Origin of the sequence: Aureibacillus halotolerans (assembly GCF_004363045.1) — a bacterium.
GTDB lineage: Bacteria > Bacillota > Bacilli > Bacillales > DSM-28697 > Aureibacillus > Aureibacillus halotolerans.
Genome location: NZ_SNYJ01000005.1, coordinates 190962 through 207227, shown reverse-complemented (window position 1 = coordinate 207227; position 16266 = coordinate 190962). Strand labels below are relative to the sequence as shown.

The window sequence follows — 16266 nt, the reverse complement described above, 5'->3', positions numbered from 1 at the left end:
CTTTTTATAAGATTTTACTTAAGAATTCCTTCGCTCGTTCTTCCTTCGGGTTTTCAAAAAACTCGACAGGATTGCTTTCTTCGACAATCATCCCTTCGTCCATGAAAATTAGACGATCGGCAACCTCTCTTGCAAAGCCCATCTCATGTGTCACAACGACCATTGTCGACCCTTCTTTAGCGAGGAGCTTCATGACCTCAAGAACCTCCTTGACCATTTCTGGATCAAGTGCTGAAGTTGGCTCATCAAATAACAGGATTTTCGGCTTCATGGCGAGCCCACGTGCAATCGCAACACGTTGTTGCTGACCACCTGATAGCTGATGTGGCTTTTGCTCTGCTTTTTCCAAGATTCCTACTTTGTCGAGATATTCCCTAGCTTCTGTTTCCGCTTGCGCTTTTGGAATCTTTGAAACTTTTCTCGGTGCAAACGTTACATTTCCGATTACATTCAAATGTGGGTAGAGATTAAAGTGTTGAAACACCATGGTGATGTCTTTCCGAAACTCATTCATGTTCATTTTCTTTTGGTCAGATAACGATTGTCCGTTAACGACTAATTCGCCCTTTTGAAAATCCTCAAGACCGTTGATACAACGAATTAACGTGCTTTTTCCAGAACCACTCGGTCCAACAATAACAACGACTTCACCATCGTTGATCTCCAAATCAATCTCTTTAAGAACATGAAGGTCCCCGAACCACTTATTAAGCTCTGTGAATTTAATCATGATGCCACCCCCCTCAACGTCTTCTCGCTATTATCTTATGAATCTGAAGTCCAAGATATCTTAAATTATAAACTATTGCAAGTTTAGATATTCTATATTTGTCAATTAGTTTGACAAGTTAAAATAAAAAAGAAATAAAAACCCCCACGGCTCAAGGCACAAGGGGTTATTGACAATATATAAGATAATTCACTATTCAAAGTCGAACTTCCCTTTTTTCCCTTTCAACAAAATACACCATACGCGTGAAGCCAATGTCCTTTAACACTTTTTTCACATTTTCAAAGTCATCACCAACACGTTCAGGAACGTGTGCATCGGAACCAAAGGTAATATCTACACCATGGAATAGGGCTCGCTCTAAAATCTCGTGAGATGGATACCAGCCACCAACATCCTTCATCTTCCCAGAGGTATTCACTTCAATCGCAACTTCTTCTTCACCAATAATACGTAATGTATCATCAATCTCTTTCTGCGCTGGGATATCTGAAAACGCTGGATAAAACCCCTTCATAGCATCAATATGACCAAGGATTTGAAACATACCGCTTTTAGCAGATTGTTGAATCAAACGATAATATTCCTTTTTCTCCAGAATGGCTTCCTCTTCAGAAAATTGATCCCAACGACCGCGAGTGAAGATGTTGACGTCATTGACATAATGGACAGAGCCAATCACATAATCAAACGGATAGCGATCAATGATGTTTTGATACGGAGGTTGATGCAATTCAAAAAAATCACTTTCCATTCCGAGAAGCACATGAATATCGGACGCATACTTTTCTTTTAAGCCAAGAACTTCTTTAATGTAGTGATCAAACTGACTAATCGGCATTGCAATGCCTGGATACAGGTGATCGTTTTCACTGTAAAAATAAGGCGAATGATCAGAAATCCCGATGTAATCAAGTCCTTTTGAGATGGCAGATGTGACGTATTCCTCAATACAACCAGACGCATGACCGCATCGTTCATGATGCGTGTGTAAATCAAATGAAACCTCAGTTGCTGTCATTGATCATCATCCCTTTCTTCCTTGATTCTTTTAACGTTAGTTTCATTTCTGTCGTAGTCAATGGCACCTCCTTCTATTATACTAAAACATAAATAACTTGTTTAAAAGGATGGGTATCAACATCATGGAAGACTTATTGACACTTATAAAATATGTATTGCTTGGTCTTGTTCAAGGAGTCACAGAGCCAATTCCAATTTCCTCAAGCGGGCATTTAGTATTGCTCCAGCAGTTGTTTAACATTGAATCACAGGGACTTGATTTTTTAATTCTCTTAAACTTTGGTTCGTTTATCGCTGTTGTTCTTGTGTATTGGCATGATATCGTTCGACTGGCAAAAAACGCAGTGGGTTTTGTTGCCACAAGAGACACGACAAAAAGAGACGACTTTGACATGGTGCTTTACATCATCATCGCTACAATTCCAGCAGGCGTTATTGGTCTTTTGTTTAGCGATGCGATTGATTCACGCCTTAATCAAGCCTGGCTCGTTGGGGCAACCCTTATCGTGACTGGTATCGCATTATGGATTATCCGTAATATCCGCGGACGACGAAATGAGGGTCAATTGACATTGAAAGACGCACTAATCGTCGGGCTCGCTCAAGCTGTCGCGCTAATTCCAGGCATTAGTCGCTCTGGGTCAACCATTGTTGCGGCAATGTTGCTTGGCATGAAGCGTGACCTTGCCTTGCGCTTTTCGTTTATGCTTTACATTCCGGTCAGCTTAGGCACTATGGTGCTGTCCATTGACACATTACTTGCTCGAGATTGGTCGTCCATTTGGCTGTTCTATAGCTTAGCGTTTATCGTTACTGCCGTCGCATCATATTTTGCATTGCGCTGGTTTATGGGCATCATGGAACGTGGCAATCTCAAGTACTTTTCCTATTACTGTTTTGTTGTCGGTATTCTGGCTATCTTCTTTCTCGTTTGAGGCAATCCTTCCTTGCAGACAGACCACCCTTTAGGGGAGTTATTTAGCCTAATCAGAATAAGTTATCCTGATTAGGCTTTTGCTTTCTGCTTAAAGACTAGGTCCAACCCTTCTTTTTTGAACAAAAAATCTCGCTAGCAGTTGCATAGCAAAATGAAAAGGAATGATCGCATGAGCACTCAAAAAATGATTAAAAAACCTCGACTCCCCCGATCTTTTCATCCAGTGACTTTCGAGCTGGCCTATGGGGAATGGGTTCTCGAAAATGCTCATCAGGATGGCGGACACATTCTTGAAGCCGATGCAAAAAAACGACGGATTGAGCGCTGTTCCTTTTCAAAAGTTTCCTTCGCTGAAAATCGTTGGGCAGGAGTGGATGTGCAGGACGTTGTCTTTGACCAATGCGATTTATCCAATCTCCAGCTCCATGAAGCAGTAATGCACTCTGTTCATTTCATCAACTGCAAAATGACAGGAATTGATTTGTCCGGTGCCACCCTCCGTCACGTTACTTTTGAGGGCTGCGTTGCCCCTCTATCTTCTTTTGGCTTTATCAACACAAAGGATGTGCGTTTCCAGCGATGTGATCTCACGCAAACAGAGTTTTTCGAATCGACTTTTGTGCGTACGAGCATCGGTGAATGTTTGCTAGATGAAGCCAACTTTAGTCAGGTAGATCTTGGCGCAATGAATTTGAGCAATTCTTCCTTTGAACGCCTTACGGTCACACTCGATAAACTCGTTGGTTGCACGGTTTCTTCTGAACAAGCGATTGGGTTTGCAAAAATGATCGGACTGCGTCTTTCTGACGAAAACAACGAAACAAATTGATTCAGCAGTGCGTTTTTTATATGCACGAATAGGGAATTGTTTTGTAGGAGGGTTGTATATGCTCAATCACCATGACAAACGACTGCGACAGCTGACCGCATCCATTGTTACGGGTTCATTGCTATTAGGAACAGCGGCCTGTTCCTCCAATGCATCAGCGACAGACGCATCAACGCATAGAAGTGAAACTCAAATAGAAGCACATCAAACAGCACCGACCCAAAATGAAGATTCATCCAACAATCTACTGGATGAGAAAAAGGTCCGTCAAACGCTTGATGACATCGTTCAGAAATCAAAGCATCGGACACTTCCAGGGCTCCCAGACAAGCTAATAATTGAAGAAAGCAAGCGGGACACCGTCCATGAAATGCTCGGAGCGCCTTATAAAGAAGCTTCAGTCAATCATGGCTACGATCTGTATTCGGCTACGATGGGACATAGCGGGTATGCGATCCATTACTCGCCAGAAGGCGTGGTTGACGAGATTCGCTTTTTAGGTCGCAATGTGGAACGTCAGCAAGGGATCGGCGGCGTCACTTCAGCGATGGTCCAGGAATCGCTTGGTGCCCCAACAACAGCAAACGTTCTTTCGACAACCGATCAAATGGCGTGGACGTATTCATTTGACCAAACTGAGGTGCAGTTCGTGTTTGAAGCAGAGGAGAAAACATTCTCTGATGAAACCACGCTAGATCATGTCAATGTACTGCCCGCAGACCATACGCGAGCTCACGCAGAAGCAGCAAAAACACTTGATTCCCTCATCGCTGCGGCGAAGAATGGGACCGCTCCAGGGCTTCCACAGCCCCTTACTGTTGGAGAAACGACAAAGGATAACGTGTATAACAGCCTAGGAAAGCCCGTTCAATCTGAGCATGGTTATGATTCGTATTCGGCAACGATGGGACATAGCGGCTATGCCCTCCACTATTCAGAGGAAGACATTCTTCAAGAGATTCGCTTTGTTGGCCGCAACGTCGAACGTGATCAGGGGATAGGCGGCATTACTGCCAGCATGATTCAAGCAAAGTTAGGTCAGCCGACAAAAACATACACCATTTCGTCCACAGGCGAACAAGTGCTAACATACAAGCTGTCCTCGTATACCGTCAAATTCGTTATGGACAGTGCGTATCCTGAAGACAAGAATGCACCAGTGAGTCACGTGAATGTATTGGCAGCTCAATAAAATAGCAAAAAAAAAACGGTTGGACAATGCTACTTCATGCTCCAACCGTTTTTTGCTTACTTGTAGACACCGAAAACGAGCGTTTGCTCCCTTCACAGTTCAGACTGAATGAAAACGTTTGTGTTTCATTGTGGATCATTCCTATTTTCTCATGAATTTATAATGCAGGCGTTAGAACGTCGATGGCATAAGGCTCGAGCTGCTTTTTTTGCTGCACAGATTCCCCAGATAGTTGAGAGACGAAGGACCCTTCAATTGGGACCGTTTGTGTCTGACGACTCATGTTTAGCAGAAAAACAAGTCGCACGCCATCCCTTTCCCTGACAGATACTTGTACCCCTTCCGGCAATGATGTCATTGGTGACAGTCCTGCTTCTTCACTTAAGTCTGCAAACAGCGCATCATAGTATGCCTCTTCTGGAAATGTACCGAGATAATACGCCGCGCCTTTGCCAAAGGCGTGCTTCGTGACGGCAGGAGTCCCCTTGTAAAATTGGTCTGCGTGGACACAAGACGCCTCGGCCCCCTGAAGCTCCAACAGATCACTCCAATAATGAGCCGAATAGCGTATGCCGCTTGAATGTTGAATCGAATGCGGCTCCAGTCCCAGAGAATCGTATTCTGTTACTCGAACCCCTAAACACCTTGCTAGCGGTCCTGGCAGATGGTCCTGACGCATCTGATTGTTCGCTAATTTCACACCTGTTCGAGGCGTAACAACAAGAATTCCTCCCTTCTCCACAAAGGCTTCCAGCTTTGCTGCGGTTTCATCGGTGAGGACATACAGCATCGGAACGATAATGAGGCGATAGGATGATATGTCGACCTTCGGATCAATGAGGTCAACGCCAAGACCTAAACGCAACAGCGAACGATGAAGCTCCTTTACATGCTCCTCAAAATCAAGCCCCTCAGTTTGTTTCTGCAGTTTGAACGACGTATGACTGTCAAAGTCCCAGAGGATTGCCACATTATTGTTCACTGTCGTTCCCTCAAGCAATGAAGACAGCTCTCCTACTTCTTTGGAGAACTTCGAAAATTCTTCTAATCGGCGCCCAGGAACCCCATGATGGTCGAGTAGTCCGTGCCAGTATTGCTCACTGCCGACGGCGGCTGTGCGCCAGCGAAAGAAGACGACCCCATCTGCTCCTCTTGAAATGGATTGCCACGCGGCTGCACGGATAAACCCAGGATACGGCGCACGCCAAATGTTTTGCCAACTTCCTGGTGGTCCAGAAAGCTGCTCCATAACCCAAAAAGGCGCTTGCTTCATGCCTCTTGTGCGGTCAAGCAATAGGGCGCCACTGTAAGGGTTTGTTTTCACCTTCTCTGGACTTGTATTTGGGTAATAGTCGATGGAGGCAAAATCAAGCTCCTTGAACAGCTCATAATGGTGGAGAGGTGTCCCATCTGCCCACGTGTTGTGTGTAATAAAATGAGTTGGACACAACTTGCGGATTTCCTCTATCTGAATGTGCTGATACGCGGTGACGGACTCGCTTTGAAATCGACGGTAGTCCAAAAGGAAAGAGGGATTGAAGTAGGTATGATGGTTTTTTGGAAGTCGAATTTGCGACCATGAGCTGTACTCACCACTCCATACGACTGTTCCCCATTGCTTGTTAACCATCTCAAGAGAACCGTACGTTCGTTTCAACCACATATGAAACGCCTCGGTGCAGTGCTCACAACCACACATGAGCAAGGCGAATTCGTTGTCCGTTTGCCATCCTATCACCGCTGGATGATCGTTGTAATGCGCTGCCAGCTGTCGCGTGATTTGTCTCGTTTTCTTTTGATAGGAAGGACTGTTGTAGCAGCGATGCCCACGAACGCCTGGTTGTCCTAAATGATTGTCGAGTTGTGGCAACACATCAGGATATGCTTCGACGAGCCAATTTGGTGGTGTCATCGTCGGAATACCGAGCACGACGTCAATGCCATAGCTCGCAAATAAGTCAATGGCATCATCAAGCCAACCAAAGCAGTACGCCCCTTCCTTCGGCTCTAAACGGCTCCATGCAAACTCCGCCAACCGGACGACATTCACTCCACTCGCCTTCATTAATTTTACATCGGATTCCCATTGTGAACGTTCCCATTGCTCTGGATAATAATCGACGCCAATATAGATCATAATCTAATCTCCTTCTATGAGTGCGCTTTCTTTTGTAGCTCTCTCAATACTATAGCAAATTTTTTGCCTGAACTTTGGGTTTTTTCGTTCATTGAGAACATTTCATCTGCATTGCTAGCACATAAAAATGCACGTCTAACCCACTAAAGGATCAGCGTGCTTTTTTACTGGTTAATGATCTTGAGATGGTTTCGCCTTGATGTCTCTTGAGCGGGGGATCTTCAGCTCGCGCTGATCCCACTAGAGTCTACGCATGTTGACTACGCTAATGTTTGTTTCTGCGTACATTGTTTTAATGTGGCTCGGTCTCGTATAGAGGGTAAAAAGCCGTGTTGCAACCAAATCAGGCAAGTAGTTGCAATGTTTCAAGTTAGATCACCTGGTGCCTTTTACACGAATTTCGTTTTGAGTGTTTTCCAACTGGTGATTTGTGCAAAAACAAGCACCACAATTCATTCTATTAAAATATGATCTACGTTACCTGAACGGGCACTAGATTGCATTCCATGTTTTACGCTTCTAGCGAAACCTCTTGAAAATGCTCCACCGTCGGAAATGGGTCATAAAATGGGTGCAGCAGTTTCTTCCACTCCAAATATTCTTCAGATTGCCGAAACCCTACCGTATGGTCTTCTAAGGAGCGCCATTGGACCAATAGCAAGTACTTCCCGTCAACTTCTATGCAACGTTGCAATGTATGAGATACGTATCCCTCAATGGCTGATATGTATTGCGAAGCCTCCCGAAACGCTTTTTCATAGGCAGCCTCTTCTCCTGGTTTCACTTGCAGCATGACCGCTTCTAAAATCATTTGGACAGCATCCCTTCCCTCTGTATTGCATATATATTACCATCTGATGCACTTTCATAGGCGTTTTTTAGCTAAAAGCCACTTTAAGCTTGTTTTCTGTCAAGAAATTGTTCACAATATAAGAAGATATTGGTGAATTTGAATACGAAAGGGTGACCCCTATGGAAAACAATGAAATTACAGAGTCCTCTACCAACCTAGACCCTAAGCTCGCGGCCATGCTGTGCTACCTTGGGATCTTCATTACTGGCATCATCTTCTTTATGATTGAAAAAAAGAGTCGATACGTGCGCTACCATGCGATGCAATCGATTATAGTATTTGGCATTTTGTCGATTATCTCTTTTGTGTTGGGCTTTATTCCGGTCATAGGGATGATAATAAACCTAGTATACCTCGTCATCTGGATTGTTTTGATGGTTTCCGCGTACCAAGGAAAATGGGTCAAGGCACCATTTGCCAGTGATATCGCCGAACGCCAATCCGCCAAGTTCTAATAGAAAACAGAGAACCACGTGCGCCATGATTGGCGCGCGTGGTTTTTAATTTAATCCATCCGCTTTACGTTGCCCAATGGAAACCGTTATTAAATCACAGCTATAATCTTTACAGAAAATGCAACAGTCAGAGCTTGTTGTTTTTTTATGTGAGCATTCTCTATGCGGGAATTCAGCCCATTCTAAATTGCACCAATGCACAAAGAAACGCTTTACGATCTCTCCGCTTAATGATACCGTTTGCATAAAGGGAAGCCTTGCCCTTACATGGTAAGGTGGAAGGAGACTTTCGATGAAAATTGGACTTTGCTCAATCACCTTTCGACAACTGGATATACGATCGATCGTAAAACTTGCGGTTGAAGCAACGCTGGACGGCATTGAGTGGGGTGGGGATAAACACGTCCCTCCAGGAGAGCTAAACACCGCGAGACAAACGGCTTTAACAACACAAAAGGCTGGCTTAGAGGTCTCCTCCTACGGGTCATATTATCGTACAGGCTCTCTGACACATGAGCATGAATTCGACGCCATTTTGGCTACCGCAGTGGCACTGCAAGCGCCGTCTATTCGCGTTTGGGCAGGAGAAAAAGGATCTGTCGATGCCACAGCGGAAGATCGCAAACGGGTTGTCAGTGACGCTCAACGAATTGCCACACTCGCACAAGTTGAGGGAATAGCTGTCCACTTTGAATACCACGGGGGCACCTTAACCGATACGAAAGAAAGCGCTCAGGGCCTTATGGTTGCCGTCGATCATCCAAATGTCGGGTTGTATTGGCAGCCAGCTGTTGGCCTACCTGTCGAACAACGTGTACAGAGTATACGATTGCTCCTGCCCTACTTGACACACGTCCATGTGTTCCAATGGCATGGCACAGACCGCTTGCCCCTTTCTGCTGGAGAAGAGGATTGGGCGACATATCTTCACGCTCTGAATAATAAACAGCGGTACGCCATGCTCGAATTTGTCAAAAACGATGACCCCGCACAATTTATAGAGGATGCCAAAGTGCTACGCGGTTTGTTGAGCTAATGGACCATACTGCACTCTTTTGAAGCGGTTCTTGCCACATGAGAGAGCAGTGATGGTCCCATTTTAAAAAGAATGATGTTCTCCAGGAGTTGCCCCAAACATTCCACTCCCATTCGAACGGTTTCTGCGCGTCTACCGCACCTAACATCCAGATTGTTAAAACTCCATGCAAATGCGCATGGGGCTTTTTGACATGCACATTGAACAAAGAGGATAAGAAATGTATATTGTTTTACCTCTTCCCTATCGATAGAATGAGGAAGGGGGGCTGGTTGTAAGAAAAATACAACAGGGGGTGATATAAATGTAAGCGCTTTAATAATTCACTTCACGCTGATGTGGATAAAGGATGGGTCATGATATGCCTTCCGACGCATATTCTAAAAACTAGGTACATGGCTTTCAGGCAAGAAGCCGATTGGTACCAATTCTAAGACAGTGATAGGAGTTGACAATCCGGTTTCCTAATGATTCCAAGGAGGAATGTAAATGGCCAATAAAAAGTTCCATATCCTATTGTTTTGTCTTGCCACAATGCTTATGTTTCCTCAAAAAAGTAGCGCAGAACAACCCGCGCCGGCTAATCCAAAATCGAATGCAGTGACGGATTTCTACAATGTTATCTTTCAAAATGGAGGCGATCCCTGGGTTTATAAGCATACGGACGGGTATTATTATTACACACATACGACTGGTGGGAACGTCACTGTTTGGAGGTCAAAGACGATCACTGGCATTGATGCGAGCGACAAAGCTGTAGCTTGGACACCGCCAAAAAACACAATGTACAGCTCCAATATTTGGGCGCCTGAAATCCACTATCTGGACGGCAAATGGTATATTTATTTTGCCGCTGACGACGGAAACAACGCAAATCACCGCATGTATGTTCTGGAGAACGCCAGTAGTAACCCGCTGACCGGAACTTGGGAGTTTAAAGGGCAGATTACCGACCCTAGCGACCGGTGGGCAATAGACGGTACAGTGCTGGAGATAAACGATGAACGCTATTTCGTCTGGTCCGGCTGGGAGGAAACAGATGGTAGTTTTCAAAATATTTATATTGCAAGGATGAGCAATCCATGGACCATTAGTTCGGAACGGGTACTGATTTCGACGCCAACCCATGATTGGGAAACATCCCCTGCGAGAATCAATGAAGGCCCGCAATTCACTATACGGGGAAACATGATCAACCTTGTCTATTCCGCAAATGGAAGTTGGACAGACAGTTACTGCCTCGGATTAATTACAGCCGACTTGGGTGCCGATCTGCTGGACCCCAATTCTTGGGTAAAAAAGGATGAGCCGATTTTCTCCAGCGCCAACGGCATTTACGGCCCAGGTCACCACAGTTTCACTACATCTCCTGACGGCAGCGAGGACTGGATCCTCTACCATGCCGCTCGCTGGCAAGGTTCAGGATGGACGCGCAGCATCCGGACGCAAGAGTTCACTTGGAACGCAGACGGAACACCGAACCTTGGAATGCCTGTTGATCAAAACACCCCAATTGCCTTACCTTCGGGAGAACTGAAACGGAAACGCTATGAGGCGGAGCACGCCCTGTTGGTGAAAGATCCCGAAAGCGGGACCGGTCCCAGTGTAAGGTGGGAAAGTTCTGCTTCGAGTGAGATGAAGGTTGCCAACATAAACAATGATAACGACTATGCTCAGTTTAAAATAAACGTCCCCACGGCGGGATCTTATTCGCTGTTCGTGCGTACTGCTAACGGCTCAGCCGGTGGGGGGACGGCAAATCATATTTTATCGGTAAACGGCGGGCCCGGAAGCAAGTTGAACGTTGTCTTTTCAGGTTGGAATCACTGGGGAGTCTCGACGGCGACCGTCTTCCTTGAGAAGGGCGACAATACTGTCCGTTTCACTAAAGGCGACAAGTATGCTGAAATAGATAGCATGGATGTCGTTGGACCTGTGGAAGGATTAGAATTCAGGGCCCCAGTGTACACGCTCGGTCTGAATGAAACCCTCAGCCTGCTGCCATTGATGGAAACGGTAAAGAGCGCTGCCGATGGAGTCAGCGTACGCCCCATTTCTGAAGGAGTTTCCTTCTCTGTCTCCCCCGGAAACAAGGTGGTCGAGGTGACTGATACAGAAACGGGTACGATTAAGGCGATTGGCTTGGGCAGCACTGTGATCACTGCAACCTATGGTGATTATATCGCCACAACGACGGTTACTGTCGATGCTGAGCCTGCATCTGTGCAGTCCATTGCCATCAGCGGATTGGACAATGTTATCGTCAGCGGAGAGCAGGAGCAACAACTGCAGCTATCTGCGCTCTACAGCAACTATGAAGTTCACGATGTGACAGACGATGCCACATACTCCAGCAGTAACACTGATGTGGCTACTGTTACACCTACTGGTCAGGTTCATGCTGTTCAACCGGGTGAAACGGTTATAAATGCCACGTACGGAGGCAAGGAAGTGGAGTTCAGCTTGGTGGTCGCTGAAGATCCCGATGCGTCTTCGATTCAGGTTTTTCCATTGTCGAGGGAAACGCCTTCCGGGGTGACACCAGTGCTGCCGAACAAGGTTCCGGTCGTCCATAAGGGCGAGGAGAAAGGAGTAGCCGAAGTCAATTGGAAACTTCAGGGACTTGATTTCAACTCCCTGGGCACTGTTCAAGCGACTGGCATACTGGAGGATTCAGGCATTCCACTCACCGCTAGCGTTAGAGTCGCCCCTGGATGGGGTCTAGACGAGATTGTAAATAACGCCCGCAGCAGGATTGACGATTTTTCAATTCCTATTGGCAAAGGCTTGGGAAACTATAGTCAATGGGCTTACGATGATCTTATGGGTGAGCTTGATCATCTGGAAGAGCTGTCCGCTGCCCCTGATCTGAGTAAAAAACAATTTGAAAAGGCACAGAATCGCCTTGCTGAGGCGGAAGCAGAGCTGTTAGATTCACTCAACCTTACCGAGGATGGCGTTACCTACAACGCATACCGGAACTTTTCCGATGATGAGACGGGCAAGTACCCCTATGGTATTGCCATTGAAGCACTAACCAATGGTGCTACCGCAACGGTACAAGAGGAGGAAGGGAATAAATTTCTTCGCCTAACCACAACAGCGAATTCAGGCAAAGCAAACCTCTTCTTGCCGTATGCAGGGGAAGTAAAGGCAGAGGCAGGTCAGAGCATCGTCATCGAATATAAGGCCAGAGTAAACAGCGAATTCGGTTACGCCAATGGCGCCATGGTGAGAAATGACAGCGGAAATGACAACTATTCCATGGTCACAGCTTTTGATAGAGGGAACATTATCGCGCAGGATGGAGGATCCAAGAAACCAGTCCAAAAGGTTTCATACGATACATGGTATACCATTAAAATGGTGGCAAACTGGGATGCCAAAACGTATGCCGTCTATCTAAACGATGAGCCTGTTCCTGTGGCCACTGATTTCGTCTTCCGTCATACTGGTGGCAGCATGTTGACCGGCCAGCGGTTCGGCATCGACGGGTTTGCTAACGCCTCCATCGACTTTGACGATTTCAAGGTCAGAATTACCGACGGACCGTAAAAAGGCAGCTGAAAGAACGTGTCGTTTTGACACGTTCTTTTTTCGTCACGCACTAATTTTAAGGTCGATCCTCGTTTGAATCTTCACTTCTCTCGCATATAACAATAATCGTCCGCTACAAAGTCTTCTTTAAAGCATCAATTAACGTCTGCACATAATGATCGGGATGGGGCACGAATGCACCCTTAGTTACTTCAATCGTTGTTTGTCGCTGCTTCCCATTTCCCACCGCAAATCCGGTAACATGAATGGAACCCCTCTCTCCGTTCCAAAGCGACACGAAGTGATCAAGGTCTGCTTCGTATAGCCCTGCCACTTCCTCCACTTGCACGTGAAACGCTTCAAAGGGGACTTTTTTTCCATACAGAAACACATGGACAAATTCGCGATCAATAAACGTCCCTTCCTCAATTGTGCACGGGATGGTCGCCACCTGCACGATATCCTCCATCGTTATAGGAAGTCCAAGTTCCTCCTCCACCTCTCGAACACCGTCCAGTACAGTCTCTTCAGCGAGCAAATGCCCTGCCGCTGTGATGTCAAGCAAGCCTTTAAAATCCTTTACGTTCGGGCTCCGCATTTGAAAAAGCAGACGGATGGTCTCTCCTTCACGATAGGCGATCCAGCAATGAAACGTCTCATGCCAGTGCCCTTTTCGGTGAACCTCTTCACGTGAAGCCACTCCTATTCTCTCCATTGCTTCATTAAATACGGCAAGTTGTTCTGTTTTCATTGGTCATTGTCCCTCTCTTCTTTTCTCGACTTACCGAGCATCCACCATTTGATTTTATATTTATTGACGCAGATAAGCTGAACAACCCCCGCTACCTCGAGTGGGCCCTCACATTGTCAAAGCCCGGCACTGTGGTGTTTGCCGACAACATTGTGCGTGAAGGTGCCATCGTCCAAAAGCATACAACAGACCTGCGGGTGCACGAGGTGCAAGCCTTTGTTGACATGCTCGCCAATGAACCACTCGTCCACACGACCGCCATCCAAACCGTCGGTCGTAAGGGATACGACGGTTTTCTCCTTGGCATCGCGCAAGCGTAAGTCATTGCTACATGGCTGGAACCTTTTTGTTCATTCGCCAAAGCAACAGACAACAAAAGGTGATGCCAAACATATATCGATTTATTACCCAACCCGCCCCATACATGAGGATCCCGTCACTTCCGTAAAGCCATGAGCCTGGAGTGAGCGGCCCTCCTTGGTACACTGAAAATGCATAACGCAAATAAACGACTTCTAGATAGAGGAACAACAGAATCGTACCAACAAGAAGAAGTAACACTGTCCGTTTCACCGTTGTCGAGACACGTTGGATCCATTCGCCAACGTCTCTCGACAGCATCCACAAAAACAAGAAACCCGGAAAAAGCACTAAAGGCAACAGCAAAAGAAGTGAATTCCCATTCGATATTTGCCTTTCTGGAACAGAACTAGCTTCAAACATATACGCAATCAAAAAGCTGAAGGTTCCTATGTAAAAGTAGCCAATTATTTTCGCTACCATTCCCCCATCTGAGATCTTTGCAATGCTAACAAACACCAAAATGATGGCAACAATGAAAATGAGAGACTGAAGCATGACCTTCCCCCTTTTAAAGGACTATTTCGCCAATAATGCCTTATCCCCTCTATCCGAAATCAACCAGTAAATGAAATCAACAAAAAAAAACTTTACTCCTCTCTCGCGTGATGATAACGTTTGCAAAAAGTAGCAATGCAGTGTAAAGAGAACTTATGAGGAAATTATCTAAACTCATGGGGTTAGGATCTTTGAAAGGAGCAAACAATTGAGAAGCTCTAAACTCTTTTATGCTGTTTCACTTGTTTCTGTTCTGACAGCAGTTTTGCTTGTGATTGCATTTAGCGCAGCTCAAAAGGATGATCATCATTCTTCAAATCTACCTGAACGTTCTATGATCGGTTATTTAACAAAAATAACAAGGAGTAACGGAAGCATAACGAATGTCTTTGTATCTGACATCCATCAGCAATTAAATATAGGAAACTATACGATCAATGAACAGACCCTATGGTTGAATGAACATGGACGGACGATAACGGAGGATGCGTTTGAGGTTGGTCAGAAAGTTAAAATGACTCACAATGGAAATATCGATACAAGCAATCCTTTTTCCACCACTGCTGTACAAATAAGCGCTACAGAAGGGAACAATGAAGAAGCTGAAGCCCTTCGTTCTGCAATAAACCAAGCCAAGGGATTGCCTGAGGATGGGACCTTTTCCATTGAGGGAATCACCTATAACAATGATACAGGAATGTGGAAAATTGTGTTTGTGGATTTAGGGACGGAACAACGTTGGGAGGTTCAAATTAACTAAATCTAGAAAGAACGTGCCGACTAAGCACGTTCTGTTCGTTTTGATTTCGGGCACTTTCTGCCTCCCTATTGCCGAATCACGTATCTCTCAGGATAAGCGTATTGGCTAAATACACTTTTTTTGGTACTGTGCGGTTGTCGTGGATGCGTTCAAGCACGAGATCGACAGCCGTTTCGCCCATTAATTCTGTGTAAATCTTAACTGAGCTTAACGATGGATAGACGTATTTGGAGACGTTGATATCGTTCACACCGACGAGCGATACACGGTCCGGTACAGAAATGCCTGCTTCATGCAATGCTCGCAGGCAGCCGATCGCGAGTGGATCGTTCGCAACATAAAAGGCTGTTGGCAACTCATCACCAAGCTCGGCTATCGCTTTTTCCATCAATGTGTACCCGTCGTGTACAGAGAAGTCCGCAAGAAAAATGAAGCGTTCGTCCAACCGACCTCGTTCTGCCAAATAGGACCGATAGTATTTTTCTCTAGCGTCTTGACTAGGGGCAAATTTCGCTTTAAACGTTTCATAGCCGCCAATGAACCCAATATGGTGATGACCCTGATGATCAAAATGCGTCATCACCAGCTCTGTTACGTGCTCAAAGTCTACGACTACGGCGTCGCTGCTTTGATCACCCGGATTGAAATCTAGAAACACAATGTTTTCAGTGACTTGCTTTAAGCGCTCAATTTGCTCTTCGTAGAAACGACCAACAGCAATAATGCCATCAATGTTTGGATCAATGCTGGCATAATCGTTCTCTACATATTTTAGTAGCTGTGTATTCTTTGCTTCTGCTCTGCCTTCGACCCCATACCGAATCGCCATATAATAGATATCATCCAGTTCTTCTTGTTCGTTCACCCAATGGATAAAGGCAATACGGTTGGCAACAGACCTTCTCGACCGCCCCTTTTGATAGGACAGTTCTTCAGCCACTTGGAAGATCTTTTTCTTCGTCTCATCAGCGACAGACAGTGTTTCATCATAATTTAGCACTCTTGATACGGTTGACGCAGACACACCTGCCTTGTCTGCAATGTCTTTAATTGTAGCCATTGGCACCTTCCTATTCAAAAAGCCAACACACCACAAAAGAGGAGTGCTGGCTATGAGATCGCGATTTCTTTATAACTCTCTAAATTTTATGAAAAGAATACATTAATT

At 45.6% G+C, this 16266-nt stretch carries 15 protein-coding genes; 8 read left to right on the top strand and 7 right to left on the bottom strand.

Features of this window, described 5'->3' with window-relative positions:
* Positions 1–4 precede the first annotated feature (4 nt).
* Positions 5–730: an amino acid ABC transporter ATP-binding protein gene (locus tag EV213_RS08280; protein WP_133580042.1), complete on the bottom strand. Its 726-nt coding sequence runs from the start codon at positions 728–730 to the stop codon at positions 5–7.
* A gap of 196 nt (positions 731–926) precedes the next feature.
* Positions 927–1751 carry a histidinol-phosphatase gene (locus tag EV213_RS08275; protein ID WP_133580041.1) on the bottom strand — a complete coding sequence of 275 codons (825 nt, stop codon included), beginning with the start codon at positions 1749–1751 and terminating at the stop codon, positions 927–929.
* A gap of 124 nt (positions 1752–1875) precedes the next feature.
* Here EV213_RS08275 and EV213_RS08270 point away from each other — a divergent pair, with 124 nt between their 5' ends.
* The 3 genes from EV213_RS08270 to EV213_RS08260 all read left to right on the top strand — a co-directional run bounded on the left by EV213_RS08270 (position 1876) and on the right by EV213_RS08260 (position 4711).
* Entirely contained in the window at positions 1876–2688 is an 813-nt protein-coding gene (locus EV213_RS08270) for an undecaprenyl-diphosphate phosphatase (RefSeq protein WP_133580040.1), read from the top strand.
* 171 nt (positions 2689–2859) lie between these two features.
* Complete coding sequence (locus tag EV213_RS08265) at positions 2860–3519, top strand: pentapeptide repeat-containing protein (RefSeq protein WP_166639217.1); 660 nt, start codon at positions 2860–2862, stop codon at positions 3517–3519.
* A 58-nt stretch (positions 3520–3577) separates the two neighbouring features.
* Positions 3578–4711: a DUF4309 domain-containing protein gene (locus EV213_RS08260; RefSeq protein WP_133580038.1), complete on the top strand. Its 1134-nt coding sequence runs from the start codon at positions 3578–3580 to the stop codon at positions 4709–4711.
* Between the two features lie 157 nt (positions 4712–4868).
* Here the strand turns inward: EV213_RS08260 and EV213_RS08255 are convergent, their stop codons facing one another.
* Entirely contained in the window at positions 4869–6848 is a 1980-nt protein-coding gene (locus EV213_RS08255; protein WP_133580037.1) for a beta-galactosidase, read from the bottom strand.
* A gap of 511 nt (positions 6849–7359) precedes the next feature.
* Positions 7360–7659 carry an antibiotic biosynthesis monooxygenase family protein gene (locus tag EV213_RS08250; protein ID WP_133580036.1) on the bottom strand — a complete coding sequence of 100 codons (300 nt, stop codon included), beginning with the start codon at positions 7657–7659 and terminating at the stop codon, positions 7360–7362.
* 161 nt (positions 7660–7820) lie between these two features.
* On the opposite strand from EV213_RS08250, the gene EV213_RS08245 reads away from it, so the two are divergent.
* The 3 genes from EV213_RS08245 (at position 7821) to EV213_RS08235 (ending at position 12747) form a co-directional block, all read left to right on the top strand.
* Entirely contained in the window at positions 7821–8156 is a 336-nt protein-coding gene (locus EV213_RS08245; protein WP_133580035.1) for a DUF4870 domain-containing protein, read from the top strand.
* A gap of 292 nt (positions 8157–8448) precedes the next feature.
* Entirely contained in the window at positions 8449–9192 is a 744-nt protein-coding gene (locus tag EV213_RS08240; RefSeq protein ID WP_133580034.1) for a sugar phosphate isomerase/epimerase family protein, read from the top strand.
* Between the two features lie 489 nt (positions 9193–9681).
* Complete coding sequence (locus EV213_RS08235) at positions 9682–12747, top strand: family 43 glycosylhydrolase (protein ID WP_133580033.1); 3066 nt, start codon at positions 9682–9684, stop codon at positions 12745–12747.
* 115 nt (positions 12748–12862) lie between these two features.
* On the opposite strand, the gene EV213_RS08230 is transcribed toward EV213_RS08235, so the two are convergent.
* Positions 12863–13480 carry an NUDIX hydrolase gene (locus EV213_RS08230; protein ID WP_133580032.1) on the bottom strand — a complete coding sequence of 206 codons (618 nt, stop codon included), beginning with the start codon at positions 13478–13480 and terminating at the stop codon, positions 12863–12865.
* Between EV213_RS08230 and EV213_RS08225 the strand changes: the two genes are divergently transcribed.
* A complete protein-coding gene (locus EV213_RS08225; protein WP_243740036.1) occupies positions 13480–13800 on the top strand; it encodes an O-methyltransferase in 321 nt (106 codons plus the stop codon). The genes EV213_RS08230 and EV213_RS08225 overlap by 1 nt on opposite strands.
* A 7-nt stretch (positions 13801–13807) precedes the next feature.
* On the opposite strand, the gene EV213_RS08220 is transcribed toward EV213_RS08225, so the two are convergent.
* Positions 13808–14338, bottom strand: a complete 531-nt coding sequence (locus EV213_RS08220; protein ID WP_133580030.1) for a hypothetical protein — start codon at positions 14336–14338, stop codon at positions 13808–13810.
* 208 nt (positions 14339–14546) lie between these two features.
* On the opposite strand from EV213_RS08220, the gene EV213_RS08215 reads away from it, so the two are divergent.
* Positions 14547–15098, top strand: a complete 552-nt coding sequence (locus tag EV213_RS08215; protein ID WP_133580029.1) for a hypothetical protein — start codon at positions 14547–14549, stop codon at positions 15096–15098.
* A gap of 76 nt (positions 15099–15174) precedes the next feature.
* Here EV213_RS08215 and EV213_RS08210 read toward each other — a convergent pair whose 3' ends face one another.
* Positions 15175–16158 (bottom strand): LacI family DNA-binding transcriptional regulator, encoded by a 984-nt coding sequence (locus tag EV213_RS08210; protein ID WP_133580028.1) that lies wholly within the window; start codon positions 16156–16158, stop codon positions 15175–15177.
* Positions 16159–16266: the final 108 nt, after the last annotated feature.

Excerpts from the sequence above, each read along its gene's own strand:
- EV213_RS08280 (WP_133580042.1), bottom strand. The coding sequence starts at position 730 with ATGATTAAATTCACAGAGCTTAATAAGTGGTTCGGGGACCTTCATGTT.
- EV213_RS08275 (WP_133580041.1), bottom strand. The coding sequence starts at position 1,751 with ATGACAGCAACTGAGGTTTCATTTGATTTACACACGCATCATGAACGA.
- EV213_RS08270 (WP_133580040.1), top strand. The coding sequence starts at position 1,876 with ATGGAAGACTTATTGACACTTATAAAATATGTATTGCTTGGTCTTGTT.
- EV213_RS08265 (WP_166639217.1), top strand. The coding sequence starts at position 2,860 with ATGAGCACTCAAAAAATGATTAAAAAACCTCGACTCCCCCGATCTTTT.
- EV213_RS08260 (WP_133580038.1), top strand. The coding sequence starts at position 3,578 with ATGCTCAATCACCATGACAAACGACTGCGACAGCTGACCGCATCCATT.
- EV213_RS08255 (WP_133580037.1), bottom strand. The coding sequence starts at position 6,848 with ATGATCTATATTGGCGTCGATTATTATCCAGAGCAATGGGAACGTTCA.
- EV213_RS08250 (WP_133580036.1), bottom strand. The coding sequence starts at position 7,659 with ATGATTTTAGAAGCGGTCATGCTGCAAGTGAAACCAGGAGAAGAGGCT.
- EV213_RS08245 (WP_133580035.1), top strand. The coding sequence starts at position 7,821 with ATGGAAAACAATGAAATTACAGAGTCCTCTACCAACCTAGACCCTAAG.
- EV213_RS08240 (WP_133580034.1), top strand. The coding sequence starts at position 8,449 with ATGAAAATTGGACTTTGCTCAATCACCTTTCGACAACTGGATATACGA.
- EV213_RS08235 (WP_133580033.1), top strand. The coding sequence starts at position 9,682 with ATGGCCAATAAAAAGTTCCATATCCTATTGTTTTGTCTTGCCACAATG.
- EV213_RS08230 (WP_133580032.1), bottom strand. The coding sequence starts at position 13,480 with ATGAAAACAGAACAACTTGCCGTATTTAATGAAGCAATGGAGAGAATA.
- EV213_RS08220 (WP_133580030.1), bottom strand. The coding sequence starts at position 14,338 with ATGCTTCAGTCTCTCATTTTCATTGTTGCCATCATTTTGGTGTTTGTT.
- EV213_RS08210 (WP_133580028.1), bottom strand. The coding sequence starts at position 16,158 with ATGGCTACAATTAAAGACATTGCAGACAAGGCAGGTGTGTCTGCGTCA.